A 24897-nucleotide genomic window follows, 5' to 3' on the forward strand; every position below is an offset into this window, starting at 1 on the left:
AAACGGCCATAGAAAGGGATAGAAAACCCATTCTGGCCTTGATCCGGCTTAGAAATCGCTTACATACTCAGCGCAGCCCCCCACGCGAAGGGACAGCAATGACCGGATCTCTTCCCCCCAGCCGCCGCGCCGTTCTCACCGCGGCCGCAGGCGCCGGCGCGGCCCTCCTGCTCGGCCGGCCGGGCACCGCCCAGGCCGCCGTCCCAGGACACCGCGCCACCCGGACCGCCGCCCCGGCGCACCGCACCGTCGTGGTCCGCGGCCGGCCGTCGGCCGAGAGCGAGCGGCTCCGGCTGCAGCAGGCCCTCGGCACCACCGAGTTCACCTCCACCGGCCTCTACCTGGCGCCGGGCGCGGCGCTGGCCCTCGACGTCAAGGCGCACGGCGGCAAGGTGCCGACCCTGCACGTCGGAGCGCCGGCCACCCACCTGGACCCGGCCTACGACAAGCCCCGCGCCCATCCGCTCGCCGAGAGCGCCAACACCGTCACCGACCCCGGCGGCGGGATGCTCTACCTGTCGCTGACCGGCGACGGGGAGCAGGCCGTGGTGCGGTTCCGCTCCGGGGCGGTGCGCGCGCCCCGCTTCGTCCTCGGCGACAGCACCGAGAGCGAGTTCGCCGAGCGGCTCGACACCTGGACCGACTCGCCCTACGCCGAGCTGGTCTCGCCCAACGCGATCGTCACCGTCACCCGCGATGGAGCGCTGCTGCACCGCGGCGAGGACCACGCGGCGCTGCTGCGCGAGCTGGAGACCGTCATCTCCTGCCACGCCGCCACCAGCGGCCTGGACGGCTCCTCCGCCCTGCACGCCCGCACCCCGCTCTCCTTCCACCTGGTGGAGTCGCCGCGCATGCCGGCCGGGGCCGGGGCCTACGCCACCCACGGCTGGACCGCCTACCCGCGCGCCTACCTCGACCGGCTGATCACCGTCGAGGGGCTGCACGGCCGGGGCTGGGGCGTCTGGCACGAGCTGGGCCACCAGCACCAGCAGATGGCCTACAAGCCGAGCGACCTCACCGAGGTGACGACCAACCTCTACCCGCTGGCCGTGCAGCGGGCCCACGGGCTGCCGTCCAACCTCACCAAGCCGGACGCCAAGACCGGGCTCACGCCGTACCAGAGCGCGCTCGCCAAGCTCGGCCAGGGCGCCGAGTTCGTCAAGGGCTACGCGCTGATGGAGAAACTGGTCATGCTCCAGCAACTCACGCTGGCCTACGGCGCGGACTTCTGGCCGCGGCTGCACCGGCTGGTCCGCGAGGAGGCCCCGGCCTCCGACTGGACCGAGACCGCCAAGCGCTACCGCCACCTCGCGCTGTACACCAGCCGGACGGCCGGCCGCGACCTGACCGGCTTCTACGACCGCTGGCGCCTGCCGCTCGACGCCGAGGGCCGCACCCGGCTCGCCGCGCTCGGGCTGCCCGCCCCCGATGTCGACCCCAGCACCCTGAGCGAGTGACGCGTGGACCTCAACCGCCGCGGGATGCTCGGCCTGGGCGCGGCCGCCGCGCTCCTGCCCCTCATGACCGGTACGGCGCCCTTCATGACCGGTACGGCCCGCGCCGCCGGTGACGAGCTCGACACGCTCAGGGCCCGCGCGGCCGACCTGATCGGCGGGGGCGCCGTCGATCCGGCCGACCCCGTCTACGCCGCCCCGCTGGCCTCGCTCACCGCGCAGGCCGCGGAGCTGCGGGGGTCGATGATCCGGGACGCCGGCCGTACCGCGCTCTGGAGCGACCTGCCGCTCGGCACGGTGCCGGACAACTTCTCGATCAGCTACACCCGCATCCGGACGATCGCCCGCGCGTGGGCGACTCCGGGCACGGCGCAGCACCGGGACGAGACGGTCGTCGCCGAGCTCCTCGGCGCGCTCGACCTGGTGTACGGGCGGGCCTACAACGAGACCAGGCGGGAGACCGGCAACTGGTGGTTCTGGGAGATCGGCGCGCCCCGGGCGCTGATGGACACCTGCGTGCTGCTCCACGACCGGCTGGGCACCGCGCGGATCGCCGCGTTCACGCGCGTGGTGGACCGCTTCTGCCCCGACCCCGACCGGCGGACCAACCTGACCGGCTTCTCCGAGACGGGGGCCAACCGCGCCGACAAGGCGATGATCGTCGCACTGCGCGGCATCGTCGGCGGGGACGCGTCCAAGATCGTCACGGCCCGGGACGGGCTGTCCGACGTCCGGGACGCCGGGCGCAACAGCCTGTTCAGATACGTCACCTCCGGCGACGGCTTCTACCGGGACGGGTCCTTCGTCCAGCACAACGACATCGCCTACACCGGCTCCTACGGCAGCGTGCTGCTGGCCGCGGTGGCACAGCTGGTGGGGCTGCTGGGCGGGTCCACCTGGCAGGTCGCCGACCCCGGCCAGACGGTCGTCCTGGACGCGGTGGAGCGGAGCTTCGCCCCCTTCCTCAAGGACGGGCTCCTGATGGACCTCGTCCGGGGCCGCGCCATGTCACGGCCGTCGCAGCAGGACCACGCCGCCGGCCGGAGCGTCATCACCTCCGTGCTGCTGCTGGCCCAGGGGGCGCCGGAGCCGTACGCGTCGAGATTCCGGGAGCTGGCCAAGGGCTGGATCACCCGGCAGACCTTCCGCCCCTACCTGGAGCACGCCGACGTCCCGGCCATCCGGCTGGCGCGGGCCGTGCTGGCCGACGGATCGGTCGCGGCGGCCGCCGAGCCGGTGGGGCACCACGTCTTCGCCGACATGGACCGCGTCGTGCACCGGCGCCCCGGGTGGTCGTTCGCGATCAGCCTGTCGTCCCGGCGGATCGCCGCCTACGAGGCGGGCAACGGGGAGAACCTGCACGGCTGGTACACCGGGGACGGCATGACCTACCTGCACACCGGCGATCTCGGCCAGTTCGGCGACGACTTCTGGCCGACGGTGAACCCCTACCGGCTGCCCGGCACCACCGTCGACACCCGGACCAGGGACGATCTGGGCGGCACGCCGGGCACCAGCACCTGGCGGCCGGCCACCGCCTGGTCGGGCGGCACCACCCTGGACGGGCTCGGCGCCGCCGGGATGGAGCTCGCGCAGAAGGACTGCACGCTGCGGGCCAGGAAGTCGTGGTTCTGCCTGGACGACGCGGTGGTGGCGCTCGGCGCCGGGATCACCAGCACCGACGGGCGGACCGTCGAGACGGTCGTGGACAACCGCAACCTGCACGACGGCTCACCCGCCTTCCTCGTGGACGGGCGGGCCGCCGGGGACGGACGGTCCACCCCGCGCTGGGCGCACCTGGAGGGCGTGGGCGGCTACGTCTTCCCCGACGGGGGGACGGTCGTGACCCTACGCGAGGACCGGACGGGGAACTGGCGGGACATCAACGTCGGCTCGGACACCTCGGGCGATCCCGGCGACGCGACCCGGCGCTACCAGGCCCTCTGGTTCGACCACGGGGTGGACCCGTCCGGCGCGACCTACGCCTACGTGCTGCTGCCCGGGGCGACCCCCGAGCGGACCCGCGCCTGGGCGGCCTCCCGCCCGGTGCGGACCCTCGTCAACAGCGCCGACGTCCAGGCGGTCGAGGACCACCGGTCCGTGGCCGCCAACTTCTTCGCGGCGGGGACGGCCGGGGAGCTCAGGGCCGACGGACCGTGTTCGGTGATCGTCAGGCGGGAGGCGGGCCGGATCAGCGTGGCCGTGGCCGACCCGACCCGGACGGCGGACACCGTCACCGTGGAGCTCGGCCATCCCGCGCACGGCGTCGAGAGGGCCGACGATACGGTGACCGTCAGGCCCGGGAAGCGCCCGGTGATCACCGTGAGGGTGGGCGGGTCGAGAGGACACACCCACACCGCTGTTCTGACGGTTGGACACTGATGACACCTCCTCACCAGGAACTGCCGCCCTACCTGGAGCTGCCGCCGAGCGACCGGATCCGCTCCCCGCGCACCGGGTGGACCCGGGCGCACTGGGAGGCGACGGCCGACCACCTGCTCGACGCGCTCGTGCCGTACGCCTCGCCCGGCTTCGCGCGGATCCGCCTGCCCGGCCGGGCCAGCTGGTCGGGCGTGGTCCTGGACGGCCTGGAGGGATACGCGCGCAGCTTCCTCACCGCCGCGTTCCGGATCGCCGGAGCGCGGGGCGAGGTCCGGCCGGACCTCGTCGAGCGCTACGCGCGGGGCCTGGACAGCGGCACCGACCCGGCGAGCGGCGAGGCGTGGCCGGTGATCACCCACTGCTCGCAGCAGATGGTGGAGGCGGCGTCGATCGCGGTCGCCCTGCACGAGACCCGGCCGTGGATCTGGGACCGGCTCTCGGACGGCACCCGCGAACGGACCGTCGAATGGCTGTCGGGATTCGTCGGGAAACGGACCTGGGACAACAACTGGATGCTGTTCCAGACGGTGACGGAGGAGTTCCTCAAGTCGGTGGGCGGCCCGTACGACCAGGGTGAGATCGAGCGCGGCCTGGACCGGATCGAGGAGTGGTACGTCGGCGACGGCTGGTACACCGACGGACCGGGACGCAACTTCGACTACTACACCGGCTGGGCGCTGCACCTCTACCCGCTGCTGTGGACGCGGATGTCGGGTGAGGAGGAGCGCGCCACGGTCTACCGGGAGCGGCTCGCGGAGTTCCTCACGACATATCAGCATTTCTTCGGGGCGGACGGCGCCCCGGTCCACCACGGCCGGTCGCTCTGCTACCGGTTCGCGTCACTCGCGCCCGTCTGGATGGGCGCGCTGGCGGAGGCGACCCCGCTCGGCCCCGGCCAGACCCGCAGGCTGGCCTCCGGCGTGTTGCGGCACTTCGTGGAGCACGGCGTGCCCGGCCGCGACGGCCTGCTCTCCCTCGGCTGGTACGACACGTTCCTGCCGGCCACGCAGTCCTACTCCGGCCCCGCCTCGCCGTACTGGGCCTCCAAGGGCCTGCTCGGCCTGCTGCTCCCGGCCGACCACCCGGTGTGGACCGCCGGGGAGGGGGCGCTGCCGATCGACGACGACGACGTGACGGCGGCGATCCCCGCCGCCGGCCTGCTGCTGCACGGCACCCGGCACGACGGGATCGTCCGCCTGGTCAACCACGGCAGCGACCACAACCCGCCCCCTCCCGAGGGCCCCGACCACGCGCGGGACGACCCGCACTACGCCAGGTTCGCCTACTCGACGCGGACCGCGCCCGAGGCCGCCGCGCACGCCTGGCGGCGCAACGTCGACAACCACCTCGCGCTGGTCGCCGACGGCGTGGCGACCAGGCGCCGGCGGATCCACCCGCTCGGCTGCGCCGGCCGCCAGGCGTCGTCGTGGCAGGAGGTCTCCGTCTCCGGCCGGCGGGGGCGGATCGAGACGCATTCGACCGTGCGCGGCCCCTGGGAGTTCCGCGTCCACTTCGTCGAGGCGCCCGAGGGCGTCGGCGTGCGGGAGGGCGGCCACCCGGTCGCCGGCCCGGCCGCCCCAGCCGCGGCCACCGGCCCCGGCTGGGCCTCGGTCCGCGGCCCCGACGGCCTCACCAGCGCGGTCGTCGGCCTGTACGGCTGGCAGGAGGCCGACCTGGCCCGCGAGGTGGAGGCCAACGCCTTCGGCCCGCACTCGGCCACGCCGTACCTCTGGACGCCCGCCCATCCGGGCGGGGTCTCGATCCACGTGTCCCTGGTCGTGCTGTCCGGGGACGCCGTCCACCCCGGCGCGCTGCGCGAGGCCGTCACGGTCGGCGTCCAGGGCTCCTCGGTCACCGTCACGCTCCCGGACGGCGACCGCTTCGAGGTCCGGCCCGCCGCGGACCCCGACGCCCCCCTGATCCGCCCGCCGACACCGGACGGAGATGCCGCTTCGCGCCCGGGAACCAAGATCGGATAGGTACCGTGGCGTCGTAGGCACGCTGCCAATCACGGGCGCTCTGCCCCGGGCGGGAGTAGGAATGACGGCGACCGTGGACTCATCGCAGCCAGCGCCCTTCGACGCGCTCTGCCCGCTGGTGGGGGTGGAGGAGGAGTATCTGGTCGTCGACCCGGTGACGCGGGCGGTGGCGCCGCGGGCCGCCGCCGTGGTGGAGCGCGCCGCCGCCGAGCTGGGCGAGCAGGTGGGCACGGAGATCACCCGGTTCCAGGTGGAGGCCAAGACGCTGCCGTGCGCCGGCATCGCCGAACTGGAGGGGCAGCTACGGCGGATGCGGGCGGCGGTGTCCGCCGCGGCCCAGGACGGAGGGCTGGCCGTGGTCGCCTCGGGCACGCCGGTGCTCGGTGAGGTCGTCCCGCCGCCGATCACCGACCACCCGCGATACGGGGTGGGGATCGGCACCTACCGGGCGCTCCACGACGAGCAGAGCATCTGCGCGGGCCACGTCCATGTGCACCTGCCGGACCGGGAGCGGGCGGTGCTGGTGAGCAACCACCTGCGACCGTGGCTGCCGGTGCTGATCGCGCTGATGGCCAACTCCCCGTTCTGGACGGGCCGCGACACCGGATACGCCAGCTGGCGGACGCTGAGCTGGGGGAAGTGGCCGGTGGCCGGGCCGCCCCCCTACTTCGCCTCCCTGGCCGAGTTCGAGGAGCTGATCGGCACGCTGACCGACACCGGGGTGCTGGTCGACCCGGGAACGATCTTCTGGGACGTCCGGCCCTCGGCGCGGCTGCCGACGCTGGAGGTGCGGGTGAGCGACGTGCCCGCCACGGCCGAGGAGTCCGCGCTGCTCGCGGCCGTGGTGCGGGGGCTGGTGGTGGTGTCGCTGGAGCGGGTGGAGCGCGGAGACCCGGGCCCGCCCCTGTCGGCCGAGCTGCTGCGGGCGGCATACTGGCGGGCGGCCCGCGACGGCCTGGACGGCCACGGCGTCGACCCGCTGACCGGCCGCCTGGTGCCCGCCGCCGAGCTGTGCGGGACGTTGCTGCGGCACATCCGCCCGGCCCTGGAGCGGACCGGCGACCTGGAGACGGTGGCCGGACGGCTGGAGCGGCTGCGCGCCGCCGGCACCGGCGCGGCGCGCCAGCGGGCGGCCCACGACAGACGCGGGCGGCCCGCCGACGTGGTCGACCATCTGATCGACCACCTGGTGGATCAGGACGGCTCGGGAGTGTGGGCCTGATCGGTCTCCGGGGCGTGGGACCGGCCGGCCTCGGGACCGTGCGACCGGCCGGCCTCGGCACCGTGCGGCCGGTCGGCCTCCGGGGCGGCGGGGAGCCGGGAGGTCAGGAACGCGCGTAGCGGCTGCACGTGCCGGACCGGGTCACGCCAGACGGCGAGGAGGTCTTCCAGCAGGTGCTGCTCGGCGACCATCTCCCCGTGCCGCCAGGCCCGGGCCACGGGATGCAGGAAGGCGCTCTCGTCCGCCCGGTCGGGGGTCGGGTGCCGCTGGATGGCGAACACGTCGCCGTGGTCACGGGGCCCCCACCGCAGGGTGAGGGTGAAATACAGGGCGTGCTCGGCGAACCGGCCGGCCGCGTAGTCCTCCGGCAGGTCCTCGTAGTGCCGGATCCGCCCGGCGTCCTGGTCGACCACATACGTGTCGCACAGGTATTCGAACTGGGTCCACAGCGCCGAGCTGTAGTTCACCCGCTCCAGCATGGTGGCCGTCAGCTGGTCGGGGTCGACCGGCAGCACCCGGTGGTCGAGCGGGGTCTCGTCGTAGCGCTCGGCGAGCAGCCGGGCCATGGTCCGCAGGTTGTAGCGGAACCCGTCGATGAACGCCGAGGAGGCGCCCTTGAAGTCGCGGCCCTGCATCAGGGTGCCGGCGAAGTAGAGGCCCTCGACGTTCGTCGACCGGAAATCGGGGCCGATCGCCGGCATGCGCCCGTTCGGGGCGAGCTCGGGCCGGCAGGAGGGGTCGAAGACGGAGGTGTCCATGGTGAAGCCGGTGCAGCGCAGCACCACGTCATATTCCAGCAGCGCCTTCTCGTCCTCGGCCAGGGTGTAGGTGATCTCCACCTTGAACCGGTCGCCCTCGCGCCGGATCTGGTCGACCTCGCACTCCAGCACACCGTGCAGGGTCTTGAACCAGTAGCTGTCCAGCAGCGCGCCGTACTGGCCCCGCACGTCGCCGGGGTGTTTGCTCGTCCACGCGAAGCGGACCGGATGCCGGCTGGCGAGATGGACGACCGCGGCGTGGCCGAGGAGGGCCTGGGCGGTCTCGAACGCCGAGTTCCCCTTGCCGATGATCAGCACCCGCCGGCCGGTGAAGTCCTCCGGGGCGATCGGCATGTCCTCGTATCCCACCGCCAGCTCGATCCCCGGGATGTCGGGGATGTTCGGGCCGCCCCAGCCGGCCGCCATGACCAGGCATTCGGCGCGGAAGGTCTGCTCCCCGGCGTGCGCGACGAAGAGGCCGTCCACCTTCTCGATCCGGTCGACGGGGGTGGAGAAGCGCACGTTGAGGGCGTGCTCGCGCTGGAAGTCGGCCAGGTAGCGCACCATGTCCTCGGCGCACGGGAAGTATTCCTGCGAGTAACGGGGGAACTGCAGGCCGGGCGCGTCGTTGAGCAGGGAGTTCCAGTCCCAGCGCAGGTTGATCTCGGGGTCCTTCTCCCCGGTGTGGACCTTGTTCAGCGAGATCAGCCTGCGGTGGCGCGGATAGCGGCGGAAGAAGCCTCCCGGGGCCTCCTCCCGCTCCAGGGTGAGATAGTCGGCGCCGGCCCGCTGCAGGAAGTAGCTGAGCTGCAGCCCGCCGGGCCCGGCTCCGATGATCAGGTAGCGGTGGACGTGCTCGCCGGATCCCGTCGTCGTCATCGGCCCCGGCCCCCCGCCGCGGCCGTGCCGGTGGTGAGAGCGGTGTGTGGCAAGGGCACTCCTTGTGCGGTCGAGGCGGTCGAGGGAACGGGGCGCCTCACGCACGGCGTGGGCGGTCCCGCCGGTCGGCTCGGACTCCCCCGGCGTGGGGCCGGAAGCGTCCGGCGGGGGCCGGCGACGTCGTCGCCGGCCCCCGTCTCACGGGGCGACGGTCTGGGAGAAGGGCGCACCGGTCAGGCCGCGGCGGGGGCGCAGCGGCAGGTCATGGCCGTCCGCTCGGCCGGGCTCGGCCTGCGGTGCAGCCACATCGCCACCACCATGGGGGCGAACACGATCGCGTTGTAGAACAGGTGCAGCTCGACCCGGGGCACCAGCAGCTGGATCAGGCTGGTCGGCACCGGCCTGCCCAGCAGGTTGTTGCCGGTCAGCGCCTGCAGGAGCAGCAACAGGTGCTCCAGGTGGTGCCAGACCTGGATGCCCAGCGAGATCGTCCACCAGGTGCGGGCGCGCCCGGTGAAGCCCCGCCGGAGCAGGAGCAGGCCGGCGAGCATGACCAGCGCGTAGCCGTAGTGCATCCATTCGGAGGTCACCAGCCACGGGAACGGCAGCCCGAGCACACCGCGCGCCTCCGGGACCGGCCAGCCCATGACATAGATCTGTACGGCCTGCACCACGTGCTCGGCCCAGTGCGCCAGCACGATCACCAGATAGACGTTCAGCCCGATCCGGTGGTAATCGGTGTTCATCGAGGTGACCAGACCTGGCCTGGCCGGTAACGCACCTGAGTGGCTCGCCATGGGTTGTCCTCCGCGGGGGTCGGGTCCGCCGGGCAGTGGATGTGTCTCAGCCCCTCTCCCGCTCGCCGCTCGGCGGAGGGACCTTCTCACGGAGCGGCGCCCGCTCCGGCCCGTCCGCCGGACGGATGCCGCGGGGGCGGCTGGTCTCGGAACGGTTGCTCTGGGAACGGTTGCTCTGGGGACGGCTGGTCTCGGAGCGGCTGGTCTCGGGACGGCACGGGAAGGCGCCCCGGAATATCGGCCCGCCCGTTTTAAGCGTGATGTTGAGCATAAATGGTCCTCTAACGGCGAGATGAAGGAATCTCCACGCCGCCTCAGCGCATAAAACCATCCGTCAAACGCTCATGATCGCCATATCGGCGCAGGCTGTCAACGGCCACTTTCCCGTCCGCGCATTTCCGCAGGCCCCGGCCATTCTTCACATCCGCCATAGCTATATGGCCCCACGGTAAGTGTGTCCTCACTCCCTTGTCGGGCCCCGTCCGTCAGGCGTAGCGTCACCGACGCCACGCAAATACACCCCAGCTACCACAAGGTGGGCATTCATGACCGAACACCCCAACATCGCCCTTGCCCGTGACAGCTACGACGCCCTCTCCAAGGGAGACCTGGACCACCTCCGCGACAATCTGCTCGCCGACGATGTCGTCTTCCACGTTCCAGGCCGTGGCCCCCTCGCCGGTGACTATCGCGGAAAGGACCAGGTGCTGGGTTATCTCGCGCGATTGACCGAAACGACTGACGGTTCGGTCCGTTTCGAACCGGAATCCATTCTGCCCGGCGACGACCGCGCCATGGCGACGGTCCGGGTCCGGGGAGAGCGTGCCGGCCGGCAGTTGGACGACCGCGGCGTCCACGTTTTCCGCATCGCCGACGGCAGGATCAGCGAGCGCTGGAGCTACCCGGAGAACCTTTACAGCACCGACGACTTCTTCGCGTAACCGGATGGGCCGTTCACGTCCCGCCCCGGCGGCCGTCCGGCACTGACCCCGGCCGCCGGTCGATCACAGCGGGCAGGCCCGCCGCCGTCCGACTGTCGCCCCCGGACCTTCCGGGCGGCGCCGGAAACCTCCGCGGCGGCCGGGTCTGCCTCTGGGCCGGCGTCTCTTCCACCACCTCTCCACGCCCTCCCACGCTCCTCCTCCTGTCTCCTCCTGTCTCCTTCTGCCTCCTCCTGTCTCCTTCTGCCTCCTCCTGTCTCCTCCCACGGTCTTTCCCTGCTTCCTCCTGTCCCCCAGGGTCCTTCTGCTCTCCCCTCCCTCCTCCCACGGTCTTCTTCCTGTTTCCTCCGGCCCCTCCCACGGTCTCTCCCGGGCACGGGCACGCCTCTCACCAGCCTCCTTCCGCTCGGATCTCCTCCGGCTCCGGCTTCCTCGCTCCAGCCTCCCTCCCCGCTCGGTCCTCCTCCGGCTCCGGCCTCCCTTCCCGCTCGGGTCTCCTCGGATCCGGGCCTCCTCCGGCCTCCCTTCTCGCTCCGGTCTCCCTTCCGGTTCCGGCCTCCTTTCAGCTCTGGTTCAGCGAGTCGGTCAGCACGGCCAGGTATCCGTCGCTGCGCTGCGCGCGCGCGGCATAGTGCGCCGGGTCGTCGGTGGCGACCGTGGCCAGGCCGTCGACGTAGCGGTTGTACATGCAGAACGCCGCCGCGATCAGCACCGTGTCGTGGATCTCCAGGTCCGTCGCGCCCGCCGCCCGCGCGGCGGCGACGTCCTCCTTGGAGACCTTCTGCCCGCTCTGCTGGACCGCGGCCGCGATGGCCAGCAGAGCCCTCAGCTTGTCCGAGACCGGCGCCGCGTCCAGGTCGGCGCGGACCTGCTCCACCAGCGTCATCCCCTCGGACAGGTGGGCGGCCGCGATGGCGGCGTGCGTGAAGAAACAGAACCGGCACTCGTTCAGCGCCGACACATACGTCGCGATCAGCTCCCGCTCACCGCGCGACAGGGAATTCTCCCTGAACAGCAGCACCTCCACCAGCCCGTTCAGCGGGAAGGCCGCCTCCGGACGGTATTTGAACAGACCGCGGATCCCGGGCTCGTCGGAGTTAAGGGTGATGTGCGGGGTCGAGGAACCCTCGTGGTTGTACTCACCTGGACCGTTCCGCACCGGCCATTCGACGTCGCATGGTAAGACCCGGGAAGAAAGTATGTCCGCGAGTTTGTCGGCGACATCCGAGCGGACAATTTTGTCGGTGGCATCCGGACGGACCGGAAGTGCGACTGCGTTCGTCATTTCTCGGCTCCCTTGCAGGCTGTTCATCTGTCCTCGCACGGATAACTGTGCGCGCTCCGCGACCTGCGGACCAGAGAACCGGAAGTCAGCAACCTGACCGCCGACAACCGCTTCCTGCCAGCCGGAAATTTGACATCCCGCACGTGCCGGATTAAACGACCCGACATCAGCCGGTAACCACGGCGTGGAATGCGCCGGCGAACATCCCTTTTATGGACGGCCAGCCGGATCCTCGTCTCCCCGTGCGCCGCCTCCAGCGCCGCCTCCACGGCGCCGATGCGGCCCGGGGATGCCGGGGTCAGAGGGGAGCGCTCCGGCTCTCCTCGGGGTCAGGGGGATCGCTCCGGCTCTCCTGGGCGGGCCATCCGCCGAGGAGGCGGCGCGGGCCGGCCCCTTCGTCGCCGAGCCGGTCGTCGGGGTTGCGCAGGACACACCGGTCGATGGACAGGCAGCCGCAGCCGATGCAGTCGGACAGGTCGTCGCGCAGGCGGGCGAGCTGGTCGATGCGGGTGTCGAGTTCGGCGCGCCAGGCCGCGGACAGGCGGGTCCAGTCGGCGCGGGTGGGAGTGCGCCCCTCGGGCAGCTCCGCCAGGGCCTCGGCGACCATGCGCAGCGGGACGCCGACCTGGTGCGCCACCCGGATGAAGGCGACCCGGCGCAGGGTGTCACGGGGGTAGCGGCGCTGGTTGCCCGCCGTCCTGCGGCTGCGGATGAGGCCTTTGTCCTCGTAGAAGTGCAGGGCGGTGACCGCCACGCCGGAGCGCGCGGCGAGCTGGCCGACGGTGAGTTCGGCGGCATCGAAAGGGGGTTTGGCCATGGCCGGATGCTATGGGTTGACCTCGACTATAGTCGAGGTTTCCTGTCGGCCGGGTGACGGCGGCTCAGCCGGTGGACGTGCCGCGACCTCATACGGCCGACGGCGGGGACGGGGACCCCGCGGTGCCGGTGATCGGGCCGAGCGGCGGGGCGAGCGTCCTGGCGGCCGACGCGTTCGACGCGGCCGGGCTGCCCGCCCTGCCGCCCTCCCCGGAACCGACCGTGACCTACCTGGCGCACCGGGGGCCTGATCACGGCCCCGGCGGTCCCGATCGGCACCGTCTCCAGCGTCTGGCGGACGCCCCCGTCCGCCACCGAGGTGGCGTACATGGTCAGCCCGACGAGTGTCGTGGTGGCGAGCAGGATCGCGCCGGAGGCCGCGAGCAGCGGGGGCGGCTCGCCGAACGCACGCCGGGACACCAGCGGTGCCCGCCCCGGCATGGAAGCGCTGCCTCCCGCGCGTCCGTCGCGTGCCGCTGTACGCACGTTCCGGTGAATCAGCGCTATAGGCAAGTTTGAGGAGAATACGGTGATAGATCCGATATATCGCGGCAACAGGGAAGTGATATTGAAATCGTGACATTAGCCGTTTCTGACGGTATTCCGACGTGCTGAACTGCGGTTCTGCCCCGGTCGACCGGAGACACCGCTGGCCCGACGTCCGCGCAGCGCCCGGCCCGGAATCCGCGCCGCCGGTGCCGGGAGGCGCGGCCCGGAATCCGTACGGCGGGCCCCGGGGGCACGGTCCGGAACCCGCACAGCCGGCGCCGAGGCACGGTCCGGAACCCGCACAGCCGGCGCCGGGACGCGGCTACGGCTCGGGCGTCCAGGTCTCGTGCAGATGCCGCCAGCGCAGTCCGTGAGGCGCGTCCGGATCGCGGAGGAACACCACGGTGGCACGGCGGTTCCGGTCGGCGCCCGTGCCGTGCTGCCACTCCTGGTAGGCGGCGACGAGCAGCGGCCCGGCCGCCGCGACCAGCTCCACCTCCCGGATCCGTATCTCGATCCCGGGCACCCGGCCGTGCGCGGCCTCGACCCAGGCCAGCACCTGGCCGCAGGTGAGCGAGGCGCCGTCCGGCCCGCTGAGCGTGAAGTCCGGCAGATGCGCCTGCGCGAATGCCGCGAACTCCCCGGTGGTGCGCGGCGTCCTGCCCGACAGCCAGCCTTCGATGATCTCGTGCAGGCGGACGATCTCCGCCCGGCAGGCCGCCACGTCGGCCGCCCCGCCAGGATCCCCGGCGGCCGTGCCGTGGGCATCCGCACCGGCCGCCCCGCGAGGATCGCCGCCGGTCGTGCCGTGGATGCCCACGCCGGCCGCCTCACCCGGGACGTCTCCCGCTGTGCCGCCCGCCGTACGACGCGGGGCGGTCATCACGCGGCTCCGGCGAGGGCGTGCCAGGGCTGGGCGGCGATCCAGGCGCGCAGCGGCGTGAGCCGGATCCCCAGGGTCTCCTCCACCGCCCGGTGGTCCACGCCGTACAGTGCCTCGCCGGCGCCGGCGACCCACCGATAGGTCGCGGCCACCCCGGCCGCCGCGGGGGCGCCGAGCGCGTGGGCCAGCCCCGCCTCGAACTCGGCGGGCTCCTGGGCGAGGTAGTCGACCCGGCGGCCCAGCTCGGCGGCGAAGGCGGCGGCCAGCTCCGGACCGGTCACCGTGTCGGGCCCGCCGAGGTCGAGGACGGTGCCGGCCAGGCCGTCCCGGGTGAGGGCGGCCACCGTCGCCGCGGCGAGGTCGCCGTGGCTGAGCCACGCGACCGGGGAGCGGGCGGGCAGCGGGTAGCGCAGCACGCCGTCACGGACGAGCGGCCCCGCCGTCCAGGGGGCGCAGAGGTTGTCGAGATAGATCGGCGGGCGCAGGACGACGGTGGGCACGCCCGAACCGAGCAGCGCCGCGGCGGCGGCCCGCCTGGTCTCGAAGGCCGCCACCTCGGTGACGGCCTCCGGCAGGCGGTTGCCGGTGTTGAACACCAGGCGCCGCAGGCCGGCCGCGAGCGCCGCGTCGGCGACGTTGCGCACGTAGGAGGCGACCTGCTCCGGCCCGTAGATCATGGGGAGCAGCACCGAGGCGTGCGTCATCCCGGCGAAGGCCGCCTTGGCCTGCCCGGGGTCGCCGAGGTCTCCGGCGAAGGGTTCCACCCCGTCCGGGAGACGGCCGCGGCCGTCGGCCGAGCGGGTCAGCCCGCGGACCCGGTGCCCCTCCTCCAGCAGCCGCCGGGCGACGGCGCCGCCCTGTGCTCCCGTCGCGCCGACCACGAGGTGGCGCTGCGGCTCGGTCGATGTCATCACATACTCCATCAGTGATCGGGGCTGTGTGCCGGTGACCAGTCTGCGCAGCCCTGTTCGATACGATCGATATAGACGGATCCCCGGAGATTTAAGGATCGTCCGTGGAATGTGACGGAGATCTGCTGAGCGAGCTGCTCGCCCCGCTGCGCCTGCACGGCGTCTTCCACAGCCGGTGGTCGGCCCGGGCGCCCTGGGGCATCGCGGGCGAGCGGGAGCACTGCGCCCTGCTGCACTACGTGCAGGAGGGCGAGTGCACGGTGGAGATGCCCGAGGCGACCGGGCCGATCCGGCTGCGCGCCGGCGACCTGGCCGTCTTCCCCCGCGGCAGCGGGCACCGGCTCGCCGACCGGCCGGGCCGTCCCACCGTCCCGCTGACCACCGTCCTGCCCGCCAGGCAGCCCGGCACCGTGCGCACCGTCGAGATCGACGGCCCGGGGCCGGCGACGACCATGCTCTGCGGCGGGCTGCACTACGACGGAGCCGCCGCGGCCCCGCTCTACCACGCGCTGCCGGCGGTGTTCGTGCTCGACCGGGCGATGCTGGAGGGTCAGCCGCTGCTGGCCGACACGCTGCGGGGGCTGGCCGGCGAGTGGGCGGACGGCGAGCCCGGTGCGGGGCTGGTGGCGCTGCGGGCCTTCGAGCTGACGTTCGTGCTCGCCCTGCGTGCCGCGCTGAGCGAGCTCACGCTCGGCGAACCGGTGCTGCGCGCGCTGCGCCACCCGGCGATCAGCAGGGCGCTGCTGGCGGTGCACAGCCGGTTCGCCGAGCCGTGGACGCTGGAGTCGCTGGCGGCCGAGGCGGGGCTGTCGCGGTCGGCCTTCGCCGCGACCTTCCGCGACCTCGTCGGCGAGCCGCCGATGCGCCATCTGACCGGCCGCCGGATGCAGGAGGCCGCCCGGCTGCTGACCGAGACGACGCTGGCACAGGGCCGCATCTCCGAACGCGTCGGCTACCGCTCCGGCGTCGGCTTCCACCTGGCCTTCCGCGCCTGGTGCGGCCAGACGCCCGGCGAGTATCGCCGCTCGCGCCCGGGCCCCGGGATCGCCGCCGGCCGGGCCCGCTCCGGCTCCGCCGTCAGAAGTAGTTCGGTGTGAGGTCGGTCGTCGGCCAGGTGGTCACGGCGCCCGCCGCCTTGCCGAGCAGCGGGTCGATCGAGTCGAAGTCGGGCGTGCCCTCCTCCTCGCGGCGGTTGAAGATGGCGCAGTAGCTGATGCCGTTCTGGATCCGGGCCAGGAAGCTGAAGGTGCCGGGCATCGAGCCGTTGTGCCAGGTGTTGAGCCCGCTGCCGTTCGAGCGGACCCACCAGCCGCCGCCGTACCACGACCCGTTGCCGTTGACGCCGATCTCCGGCTTGGCGAACACCTTGGCGATCGAGGCCGCGTTGAGCACCGGCCCGGCGGCGTCGAAGACCATGCCGAACTTCACCAGGTCGACGGCGGAGGCCAGCCAGCCGCCGTTGGCGTCCTGGTTGGGCATGTTGAAGCCGCCGTAGGGGTAGGGCACCACGGCCCCGGAGTCGTCCACCACGCTCTTGTTGGTGTATTTCGAGACGTAGGGCACCTCGGTCAGCACGGCCTCCGCCTTGAGGCTGTGGCCCAACTGCATCCGGGTGATGCCGACGGGGGCCAGCAGCTTCTGCTTGACGTAGGACTCGTAGCTCGTGCCGGAGACCTTCTCGATGATCCGGCCGAGCAGCATGTAGCCGTAGTTGCTGTAGACCATCTTCGAGCCGGGGTCGAAGTCCAGGGGGCGCGCGGTGGCGTAACGGATGATGTCGTCGTGACCGATCGGCAGCGGCACGTCCAGCGTGGCGGAGATGGTGTGGTCGATCCAGAGCTGGTCCTTCGAGACGTTCCGGTCCCAGCCGCCCAGGTGCTGCATCAGGCGGAGCACGGTGACCTGCGCGAGGCGCGGGTCGGCCTCGGCCGACAGACCGAGCAGCGTGGTGACCGGCGCCGACAGGCTGAGCTTGCCGTCCTGGACCAGCCGCATGATCGCCGCGGAGGTGAGGTGCTTGCTCAGGCTGGCGACGCGGAACAGCGCGGTGGGCTGCAGCGGGGGCAGCCAGACCGGCATGTCGCCCGATTTGCGGTCCGCGTAGCGGTAACCGCGGGCGAGCAGGATCTTGCCCTTCCTGGCCACGGCGAGCTGGGCGTGCGTGATCTGGCGTTCGGTGATGTACGTCCGCATGGCGGTGTCGAACCCGGCCAGCGCGGCGGGCACGGTCCCGGTGCCCCTGATGACGGGTGTGGCCTGGGCGGTCCCGGTGCCCAGGGCGACGGCGGGCACGAATCCCACGCCCGCTTTGAGAAGGTTCCGACGGCTGAGCACTGTCACTTCCGACCCCCAAGTCACACGCGTATCACGAGGGTCAGCATCCTAAACGCCCACGGGACCAAATAAACGGTCATATCAGAACTAGTGAATGTGTGGACCGTTTCAACGCCCCGGTTCGATGGCCCGGCCGGGCGAGGTCAGCCGGAGTCGGCGTTGAAGGACAGCTCGGAGGTCACTCGGTAGCGGTCACCCCGATAGATCGAGCGGGTGAACTCGACGATCCGGCCGGCGGCGTCGCGGGTGGTGCGCTCGAAGAGCAGGGCCGGGGCGTGCTGGGGAACGTGCAGCAGGGCGGCCTCGGTCTCGTCGGTGACGGTGGGCTCCATGGTCTGCACGGCGGTGTGGACGCCGACGTCGAAGCGCTCCCGCAGGAGCCGGTGGAACGAGCCGGACTCCATCCTGTTCGGCTTCATCACCGCGTGGAACGAGTTCGCCTTCGCCGACGCCCTGATCATCAAGGACCAGGCCGACCGGACCCTGCCCGCCTGGCTCTCCTCCCTCGGCAACGTCTTCGGCACCGACTGGGGCGCCACCATGGCCGCCTCCACGCTCTTCATGCTCCCGGTGCTGCTCGTCTTCCTGGTCCTGCAGGTGTCCGGCGGTCTGGTCAGGTATTACGTCGACGGCGTGCTCTTCGCCGAGCCCGGCGGCACCTACTGTCCGGAGACGGTGCAGTCGGTCGACTTCGACCTGTGGTTCATCAGCGGCGGCCTGGTCGGCAGCTCGGCCCAGCGCTCCTACCTCCAGCGGGTCGACTGGTTCTACCACGCCAGGAACGAGGTCGTCGCCCCCGCCGAGGTCCTGAACCGGGTGGCCGGCTACCGGTCCGCCTCGACCGCCTGAGTGGACACCGTCCCCGGCCCCTGAGCCCCCTCCGAGTCCCTGAGCCCCCACCGGCCGTACGGCCCGCGCGCTCCGGACGCCCGCCGTACGGCCGGAGCCCCGGGGGTGACCCTGAGGCTCGGCGGGGAGGTCACCGGCCGGCCGTGACCGGCGGCGGCCCGGGTGCGTGACGACAGGCCGTCGTCACGCACCCGCCGCGCGTCTCAGCGGGCGGGGGCCGCCGCGGGGCCGAGCCTGGTCTCCAGGCCGTCCAGGATGCGCTCCACGCCGTAGACGAAGTTCTCCTCACGGATCTTCTGCGGGTCGTCGTCATGCCGTGCGGCGTATCCGTCCCGCAGCCGGGGATGGTCCTGCACGGCCTGTTCGGCGGTCGGCCGCAGGTTGGCGGTCCACTCCTGCTCGCTCTGACCGCTGCGGGCGAGCATCGACAGGTAGGCCGCCTCCCTGATGGACATTCCGATGACGTAGGCGATGAGCGTGTTCATCGCCTGATCGGCCTCGACGGGCGCGAAGCCCGCCGCGTCGAACAGGGCGAGCATGCGCTCCGACTGCCGCATCAGGTTGGGCCCGAGCTCGGCGAGCCCGACCTGGCCGAGCACCGAGGCGATCCAGGGGTGGCTCAGGACCATCGAGCGCAGGCTGTGGGCGCAGCTCGTCACGGCCGCCCGCCAGGCCGCCGGGTCGTCGGCGCCGGGCACCCGCACCTCGCCGTAGACCTCGTCCACGACCAGCTCGATCAGCTCGTCCTTGCTGGCCACGTGCCGGTAGAGGGAGGTGGCCCCGGCGCCCAGCCGGGTGCCGAGGCTGCGCATGCTCAGGGCCTCGATGCCCTCGGCGTCCAGCAGCCGGACGGCCTCGGACACGATCCGGTCCCGGCTCAGCGCGGGCTGCTCCCGCTTCGTGCGCGGGCGGGCCCACACCGAAGGGACGGGCTGTTTGTCGGCTGGCATATGGGTCTCCTCTCCCTCCGGCCCCACGGTAGCGCACACCGTGCGCATCACGCGTACAGGCCGCGGACGGACACCGCGTCCGGACGGGGCCGGCCCCGGCGGCCGGTCGCCGGAGGCGCCGCCCACCTGCCACGGCACCGCCGGCGCCCGCTCGGCTAAGGTGTGCCCGGCGGGGAACCTCTGTCCGGCAGGTGAGAATGCTGCATTACGAGATCGACGGTCCCGTGACGGCTCCGCCGGTCGTGCTGTCCGGCTCGCTGGGCACCACGCTGGAGATGTGGGAGCCGCAGATGGAGGCGTTGACCCGGCGCTTCCGGGTCATCCGGCACGACCATCGCGGGCACGGGCGGTCACCGGCCGGCGGGCGGTGCTCGATCGCCGACCTGGGTGGTGACCTGCTGGAGCTGCTGGACCGGCTGGAGCTGCCGCGGGTCTCCTTCGCCGGGCTGTCGCTGGGCGGCATGGTGGGCATGTGGCTGGCGGCGCACGCGCCGGAGCGGATCCACCGGCTGGCGCTGCTGTGCACCTCCGCCAAGCTGAGCACCCCCGAATTCTGGGCCGAGCGGGCGGACGCGGCGCGGACGGGCGGCACGGCGTCGATCGCCGACGCGGTCGCCGCCCGGTGGTTCACGCCGGGCCACATCGGGCGCGAGCCGTACGTCGCGATGCTCGGCGGCGTCTCGGCCGAGGGCTACGCGGCCTGCTGCGAGGCCATCGGGGCCATGGACCTCCGCCCCGACCTGGCCGCGATCAGGGCGCCCACGCTGGTGCTGGCCGGCGCCGACGACCCGGCCACCCCGCCCGAGCACGGCGAGCGGATCGCCGCCGGCATCCCCGGCGCCCGGCTGGTCGTGCTGCCCGGAGCGGCCCACCTGGCCTCCGTCGAACGGCCCGGCGAGGTCTCCCGCGAGCTGATCGGTCACTTCCTCGGAGAGTGACCCGGCGAAAACCGGTGAGGTAACCCGATGACGCGATAGGCGAGGGGGGACCATGGGCACCGTTGCGGAGCAGTTCATCGAGGTGTTGCGCCAGGCCGGGGTGGAGCGGATCTACGGGGTGGTGGGCGACAGCCTGAACCCGATCGTGGACGCGATCCGCAAGAGCGCCGGCATCGAGTGGGTCCACGTGCGCAACGAGGAGGCGGGGGCGTTCGCCGCCGCGGCCGAGGCGCAGGTCACCGGGCGCCTGGCGGTCTGCGCGGGCAGCTGCGGGCCCGGCAACACGCACCTGGTCCAGGGCCTCTACGACGCCCAGCGCAGCGGCGCCCCGGTGCTCGCGCTGGCCTCGCACATCTCCAGCGCGGAGATCGGCACCGGATTCTTCCAGGAGACCCACCCCGGACGCCTGTTCGTGGACTGCAGCGGCTTCTGCGAGATGATCAGCACGGCCGCGCAGATGCCCCGGGTGCTGCGCACCGCCGTCCAGCACGCGATCGGCCACAGCGAGGTCGCGGTCGTGGTGCTCCCCGGCGACGTGGCGGACCTGCCGGCCAAGCACGACACCGGCACCCACGACGTCCTCACCCGGCGCGGCACCGTCCGGCCCCCCTCCGACCAGGTGGCGGAGCTGGCCACGGCGCTCAACGGCGCGGAGAAGGTGATGCTGTTCTGCGGCGCCGGAGTGCGCGGCGCGCACCAGGAGGTCATGTCGCTGGCCGCGCGCACGCTGGCGCCGGTCGGGCACGCCCTGCGCGGCAAGGAGTGGATCCAGTACGACAACCCCTACGACGTGGGGATGAGCGGCCTGCTGGGATACGGCGCGTGCTACGAGGCCATGCACGAGGCCGACCTGGTGGTGCTGGTGGGCACCGACTTCCCCTACGACGACTTCCTGCCGGGCAGGCGCACGGTCCAGATCGACCACGACCCCGCGCGGCTGGGCTGCCGGACCCCGCTGGAGCTGGCCGTGCACGGCGACGTCGGCGAGACGCTGCGGGCGGTGCTGCCGCAGGTCGCGCAGAAGACGGACCGGCGCTATCTCGACAAGATGCTCTCCAGGCACCTGAAGACGCTGGACAACGTCGTCAACGCCTACACCCGCGACATCGAGCACCACACGCCGATCCACCCGGAGTATGTGACGAGCGTCGTGGACGAGCTCGCCTCCGACGACGCGGTGTTCACCGTGGACACCGGCATGTGCAACGTCTGGGCCGCGCGCTACCTCACCCCCAACGGCCGGCGCCGGGTCATCGGCTCCTTCAAGCACGGCAGCATGGCCAACGCGCTCCCGCACGCCATGGGCGCGCAGCTCGCCGACCGCGGGCGGCAGGTCGTCTCGCTCTCCGGCGACGGCGGGCTCGGCATGCTCATGGGCGAGCTCCTCACCGTCAGGATGAACGACCTGCCCGTCAAGATCGTGGTGTTCAACAACTCCTCGCTCGGCATGGTGAGGCTGGAGATGCTCGTCGACGGGATGCCCGACTTCGGCACCGACGTCACCCCCGTCGACTACGCGGCGATCGCCGCCGCGATCGGGCTGGGCTCGGTCCGGGTCGAGAAGCCCGCGCAGGTCCGCGAGGCGCTGGCCACGGCCTTCGCGACGCCCGGCCCCTATCTGGTGGACGTGGTCACCGACCCCGACGTGCTCTCGATGCCGCCGCGCATCACCGCCAAGCAGGTCAAGGGGTTCGCCCTGGGGGCGGGGAAGGTCGTGCTGACCGGCGGGGTGGGGCGCATGATCGACATGGCCAGGGCGAACCTGCGGAACATCCCCCGCCCGTGAGCGCGCCGCGCCGGAGCACGGCGGGTACCCAGAGCGTGCCGCGCCGGAGCACGGCGGGCACCCGGAGCGTGCCGGATACGGCAAGCTGGTGGGGTGAGCAGACTTGAGCGCCGGATCGTGGAGGCGGCGGAGGCCGCGCTCGCCCAGCGGAAGTTCGTCACCGCGGTCGACGTGCTGACCGGGATCCGCTGGCTGCACGCCCGGCACGTCGACACCTGGCGGCAGGGCCGGGTGGCGGCGCTGGAGGAGCTCTCGGCGGTGGACGGCGCCAAGATGACCGACGCGGTGGCCGTGCTCCGGCGCTGGGCCCTGGCCAAGGGGCTCACCCCGAGCGAGACCGCCTACGTGTCCGGCGGCCGCGACCGGGGGGAGCTGCGCTTCGTCTCCGCCGGGGACGACAGCGCCTTCCGGGTCCACTGGATCTCACCGGACATGAGCGAGACCCGGCGGCGGCAGCTCGCCGAACGGCAGAGCAAGGCCCCCGACCTGGTGGTGGTGGAGTCGCAGCAGCCCTGGGAGTGCACGGGCTGCGGCGACACCGGCCCCTACATGATCATGGAGAACGCCGGCCCCCACTGCCTGACCTGCGCGGACATGGACCACCTCGTCTTCCTCCCGGCGGGCGACGCGGCGCTCAGCCGGCGGGCGAAGAAGGAGAGCGGGCTGGCCGCCGTGGTGGTCAGGTTCAACCCCCGGCGCAGGCGTTACGAGCGGCGGGGCATCCTGGTCGAGGAGGCCGCGCGGGAGCGGGCCGAGGAGCAGTGCCTGGCCGACGAGGAGCTACGGCTGCGCCGCCGCGAGCGCGACCGGGAGCGGCGGGCCGGCGAGGACGTGGAGTTCCAGGCCGGGATGGCCAGGGAGATCACCCGGCTGTTCCCCGGCTGCCCGCCCGAGCGGGCCGAGGAGATCGCCCGGCACGCCGGGCAGCGCGGCAGTGGCCGGGTGGGCCGGACCGCCGCCGCCAAGGTGTTCGACGAGAACGCGATCACCCTGGCGGTGGTGGCCTCGGTGCGGCATCTCGACACCGACTACGACCGGCTGCTGATGTCGGGCGTGCCCCGCGCGGAGGCCAGGGAGCGGATCCGGACGGCCATCGACCGGGTGCTCGGCCACTGGCGCGCGACTGTCGGCGCCCCCTTGCACAATGGCTCCCATGGAGAAGTGGCGTGAGGTCCGTCAGACGCTGCGCGAGTCCGCGCTGGGCCTGCCAGAGGCCTACGAGGACCATCCGTGGGGCGAGAGTGTCATCAAGGTCAACAAGAAGATCTTCGTCTTCCTCGGCGTCGAGGAGCCGGCCGGGAAGTGGAGCCCGGCCGTCGGGGTGAAGCTGCCGGAGTCCAACGGCCACGCGCTCTCCGTGCCGGGCGCGGCGCCCTCGGGATACGGGCTCGGCAGGGCGGGGTGGGTGACGATCCCGCTGATGGGCGTGCTGCCGGAGACCGAGGTGCTGCTCGACTGGGTCGAGGAGAGCTACCGGGCGGTCGCTCCCAAGAAACTCGTCGCCAGGCTCGACGCCCCCGGCCCGCTGCGCTGATTCCGAGCGCCCGCCGGACCAGGTGGTCCGGTGACCGGCGCCGCAGGCGGGCCGTAACCGCGAGCAGATATCCGACAGACCGGCAGCGGACCGGCGTAAACGCCTTTTCACCGTGCCTTTCCCTGTTTAGTGGACTCCGCCTCGGCATGGCGTCGCGAAGCCCTCCTCGGTGGCTGTAAGGATCTCCAATGTCACGCTGAGTCACTAAGCGGACGGGCATGGGCCGTACTCCGGCCCGCGAGTTAGTCGCGGCCGCGGGCCGCGTTCCGGAAGGAACGGTATCTCCATATGTTCATGTCCAATCCCCGGAGGGGAGCCACCGCCACCCGTCCCCGGCCGATGCGGAGGCTGGCGACCCTGACCCTGGCCGGATCTCTCTCCATGACCCTGGCCACCGCCGTCGCCCCGCCCGTGTTCGCGGCCGACGACCCGCACGGGGGGCGCGACCCGCGGAACGCCACGCTCAGGGATGAGGCCGACAGGAGGTGCTCGCCCGGCAACTTCTTCAGGTTCCACTCCTTCAAGCCGAGGAACTTCTTCGTTCCCCGCACCCGCTTCATCGACGGCCCCGGCGGCACGATGACGGCGTCGGTCCGGCGGCAGCACCGGGTCTACTTCGAGGTCGAGATCGAAAGGGAGAAGGGGTCCGAGATCGACAGGCTCCATACCGACACCACCACCAGGACCGTCGGCGACAACACCTTCAGCGACGCCGACACGCGCGCCCTGCTCCGCCGCCTGCGCAACAACGTCAACCCCCTGCTCGCCGAGGAGCTCATCGTCGAGACCGGGCACGAATACACGCAGGAGGTCAGCGACGGGATGTACGGCAACCTGTGGTACCGCGTCTTCGGCTACCGGGTGGGCTTCTCGTCCTGGCACCAGCTCGAAGACTGCACCTCGCACCGGGTCCTCACCGGTATCGCCAGCGTCCCCGCGAGGGTGGAGGGCTGGAGATACTGGGAGACCAGGCACCCGATGTTCAAGGGCCGCCGTCTGTCCGACAAGTGAGCCGCCTGCCCGGCGGGCCGGATGCGGCCCACCGGAGCCGGGACGTGAGCCGGGGCCGGGGTCAGGGCTGCTGCACGGCCAGCCTGATCGCGAAGCCGACCAGGAGCAGGCCGGTGGCCTGCTCCACCCGGGCCCGGATCCTGGGCGTGCGGAGCAGCGCGCCGATCCGGTCCACCGCCACGTTGTAGAAGCTGAACCAGAGCAGATAGAGCCCGGCGAAGATGGCCGACAGCAGCATGGCCTGGTTCAGCGTGTCACCGTGGGCGGGGAGAAACTGCGGCAGGAACGTGACGAAGAACAGCGCGACCTTGGGGTTGAGCGTGTTCGACAGGAAACCGTTGCGGACGTGCTGCATCGGGGAGCGGGCCTCCAACGCGACGGGCTCCGGGGCGGCGGCCGTACGGCGGCTCGAGCGCAGGGACTGGATGCCCAGCCAGAGCAGATAGACGACGCCCACGATCTTCAAAACGGTGAAGGCGGTGGCGGAGGCCAGCAGCAGGGCCGACAGCCCGACGGCGGCGGCGGTGGCGTGGACGGTGAGGCCGATCAGGCCGCCGAACATGGTCAGCAGGCCGGCGGTGCGGCCGAAGGCAAGGGCGTTGCGCGTGATCAGGGCCTGGTCGGGCCCTGGAATCATGATCATTACAAGCGCCGTGACCGCGAAGGTCGTCAGCATGGAACGGGGGTCTCCCTGAACAT

General features: G+C 72.2%; 23 protein-coding genes. 12 read left to right on the top strand and 11 right to left on the bottom strand.

From position 1 onward, the window contains the following. The first annotated feature begins 98 nt into the window (after positions 1 to 98). The 4 genes from ACZ6R6_RS07705 to ACZ6R6_RS07720 all read left to right on the top strand — a co-directional run bounded on the left by ACZ6R6_RS07705 (position 99) and on the right by ACZ6R6_RS07720 (position 7037). Complete coding sequence (locus tag ACZ6R6_RS07705) at positions 99 to 1457, top strand: M60 family metallopeptidase (RefSeq protein ID WP_470091071.1); 1359 nt, start codon at positions 99 to 101, stop codon at positions 1455 to 1457. Between the two features lie 3 nt (positions 1458 to 1460). Then, positions 1461 to 3836, top strand: coding sequence for a polysaccharide lyase 8 family protein (locus ACZ6R6_RS07710; RefSeq protein WP_470091073.1), 2376 nt, complete (start codon positions 1461 to 1463; stop codon positions 3834 to 3836). Beyond that, a complete protein-coding gene (locus ACZ6R6_RS07715) occupies positions 3836 to 5815 on the top strand; it encodes a DUF2264 domain-containing protein (RefSeq protein ID WP_470091074.1) in 1980 nt (659 codons plus the stop codon). The genes ACZ6R6_RS07710 and ACZ6R6_RS07715 overlap by 1 nt, the downstream gene beginning before the upstream one ends. 61 nt (positions 5816 to 5876) lie before the next feature. Further along, positions 5877 to 7037, top strand: coding sequence for a carboxylate-amine ligase (locus ACZ6R6_RS07720; protein WP_470091075.1), 1161 nt, complete (start codon positions 5877 to 5879; stop codon positions 7035 to 7037). On the opposite strand, the gene ACZ6R6_RS07725 is transcribed toward ACZ6R6_RS07720, so the two are convergent. Beyond that, entirely contained in the window at positions 7010 to 8674 is a 1665-nt protein-coding gene (locus tag ACZ6R6_RS07725) for an NAD(P)-binding domain-containing protein (protein ID WP_470091077.1), read from the bottom strand. The genes ACZ6R6_RS07720 and ACZ6R6_RS07725 overlap by 28 nt on opposite strands. A gap of 233 nt (positions 8675 to 8907) precedes the next feature. Continuing rightward, a complete protein-coding gene (locus ACZ6R6_RS07730) occupies positions 8908 to 9420 on the bottom strand; it encodes a hypothetical protein (RefSeq protein ID WP_470091079.1) in 513 nt (170 codons plus the stop codon). Between the two features lie 596 nt (positions 9421 to 10016). Between ACZ6R6_RS07730 and ACZ6R6_RS07735 the strand changes: the two genes are divergently transcribed. Further along, complete coding sequence (locus ACZ6R6_RS07735; protein WP_470091081.1) at positions 10017 to 10412, top strand: nuclear transport factor 2 family protein; 396 nt, start codon at positions 10017 to 10019, stop codon at positions 10410 to 10412. Positions 10413 to 10974: 562 nt separating this feature from the next. Here the strand turns inward: ACZ6R6_RS07735 and ACZ6R6_RS07740 are convergent. From ACZ6R6_RS07740 to ACZ6R6_RS07760, 5 genes are all read right to left on the bottom strand, one after another. Next, positions 10975 to 11571 (bottom strand): carboxymuconolactone decarboxylase family protein, encoded by a 597-nt coding sequence (locus tag ACZ6R6_RS07740; RefSeq protein WP_470091083.1) that lies wholly within the window; start codon positions 11569 to 11571, stop codon positions 10975 to 10977. 424 nt (positions 11572 to 11995) lie between these two features. Next, positions 11996 to 12514: a redox-sensitive transcriptional activator SoxR gene (soxR, locus tag ACZ6R6_RS07745; protein ID WP_470091085.1), complete on the bottom strand. Its 519-nt coding sequence runs from the start codon at positions 12512 to 12514 to the stop codon at positions 11996 to 11998. A gap of 26 nt (positions 12515 to 12540) precedes the next feature. Continuing rightward, the gene (locus ACZ6R6_RS07750) at positions 12541 to 12954 is read right to left on the bottom strand and encodes a hypothetical protein (protein WP_470091087.1); all 414 of its coding nucleotides are present in this window, start codon (positions 12952 to 12954) and stop codon (positions 12541 to 12543) included. 370 nt (positions 12955 to 13324) lie between these two features. Continuing rightward, positions 13325 to 13885, bottom strand: coding sequence for a hypothetical protein (locus ACZ6R6_RS07755; protein ID WP_470091088.1), 561 nt, complete (start codon positions 13883 to 13885; stop codon positions 13325 to 13327). Beyond that, a complete protein-coding gene (locus tag ACZ6R6_RS07760; protein ID WP_470091089.1) occupies positions 13885 to 14796 on the bottom strand; it encodes an SDR family oxidoreductase in 912 nt (303 codons plus the stop codon). Before ACZ6R6_RS07760 ends, ACZ6R6_RS07755 begins: the two co-directional genes overlap by 1 nt. A gap of 104 nt (positions 14797 to 14900) precedes the next feature. Between ACZ6R6_RS07760 and ACZ6R6_RS07765 the strand changes: the two genes are divergently transcribed. Continuing rightward, positions 14901 to 15893, top strand: a complete 993-nt coding sequence (locus ACZ6R6_RS07765) for an AraC family transcriptional regulator (protein WP_470091090.1) — start codon at positions 14901 to 14903, stop codon at positions 15891 to 15893. Here the strand turns inward: ACZ6R6_RS07765 and ACZ6R6_RS07770 are convergent. Both ACZ6R6_RS07770 and ACZ6R6_RS07775 read right to left on the bottom strand, forming a co-directional pair. Then, complete coding sequence (locus ACZ6R6_RS07770) at positions 15874 to 17097, bottom strand: serine hydrolase domain-containing protein (protein ID WP_470091092.1); 1224 nt, start codon at positions 17095 to 17097, stop codon at positions 15874 to 15876. The genes ACZ6R6_RS07765 and ACZ6R6_RS07770 overlap by 20 nt on opposite strands. 176 nt (positions 17098 to 17273) lie before the next feature. Continuing rightward, the gene (locus ACZ6R6_RS07775) at positions 17274 to 17549 is read right to left on the bottom strand and encodes a UTRA domain-containing protein (RefSeq protein ID WP_470091093.1); all 276 of its coding nucleotides are present in this window, start codon (positions 17547 to 17549) and stop codon (positions 17274 to 17276) included. Between ACZ6R6_RS07775 and ACZ6R6_RS07780 the strand changes: the two genes are divergently transcribed. Beyond that, entirely contained in the window at positions 17461 to 17979 is a 519-nt protein-coding gene (locus ACZ6R6_RS07780; protein ID WP_470091359.1) for a hypothetical protein, read from the top strand. The genes ACZ6R6_RS07775 and ACZ6R6_RS07780 overlap by 89 nt on opposite strands. A 203-nt stretch (positions 17980 to 18182) precedes the next feature. On the opposite strand, the gene ACZ6R6_RS07785 is transcribed toward ACZ6R6_RS07780, so the two are convergent. Next, on the bottom strand, positions 18183 to 18929 hold the full coding sequence (locus tag ACZ6R6_RS07785; protein WP_470091094.1) for a TetR/AcrR family transcriptional regulator: 747 nt from the start codon (positions 18927 to 18929) through the stop codon (positions 18183 to 18185). Between the two features lie 197 nt (positions 18930 to 19126). Here ACZ6R6_RS07785 and pcaD point away from each other — a divergent pair, with 197 nt between their 5' ends. The 5 genes from pcaD (at position 19127) to ACZ6R6_RS07810 (ending at position 24198) form a co-directional block, all read left to right on the top strand. Next, positions 19127 to 19867, top strand: coding sequence for a 3-oxoadipate enol-lactonase (gene pcaD / locus ACZ6R6_RS07790; protein WP_470091353.1), 741 nt, complete (start codon positions 19127 to 19129; stop codon positions 19865 to 19867). Between the two features lie 52 nt (positions 19868 to 19919). Next, on the top strand, positions 19920 to 21653 hold the full coding sequence (locus tag ACZ6R6_RS07795; protein ID WP_470091096.1) for a pyruvate dehydrogenase: 1734 nt from the start codon (positions 19920 to 19922) through the stop codon (positions 21651 to 21653). A gap of 93 nt (positions 21654 to 21746) precedes the next feature. Continuing rightward, positions 21747 to 22823: a DUF2293 domain-containing protein gene (locus ACZ6R6_RS07800; protein WP_470091098.1), complete on the top strand. Its 1077-nt coding sequence runs from the start codon at positions 21747 to 21749 to the stop codon at positions 22821 to 22823. Beyond that, a complete protein-coding gene (locus tag ACZ6R6_RS07805) occupies positions 22807 to 23187 on the top strand; it encodes an MmcQ/YjbR family DNA-binding protein (RefSeq protein WP_470091100.1) in 381 nt (126 codons plus the stop codon). Before ACZ6R6_RS07800 ends, ACZ6R6_RS07805 begins: the two co-directional genes overlap by 17 nt. A gap of 294 nt (positions 23188 to 23481) precedes the next feature. After that, positions 23482 to 24198, top strand: coding sequence for a hypothetical protein (locus ACZ6R6_RS07810; RefSeq protein WP_470091101.1), 717 nt, complete (start codon positions 23482 to 23484; stop codon positions 24196 to 24198). Positions 24199 to 24259: 61 nt separating this feature from the next. Here the strand turns inward: ACZ6R6_RS07810 and ACZ6R6_RS07815 are convergent, their stop codons facing one another. Further along, a complete protein-coding gene (locus ACZ6R6_RS07815; RefSeq protein ID WP_470091102.1) occupies positions 24260 to 24874 on the bottom strand; it encodes a LysE family translocator in 615 nt (204 codons plus the stop codon). Between the last annotated feature and the right edge of the window lie 23 nt (positions 24875 to 24897).

Source organism: Streptosporangium sp. NPDC048886 (assembly GCF_055586905.1).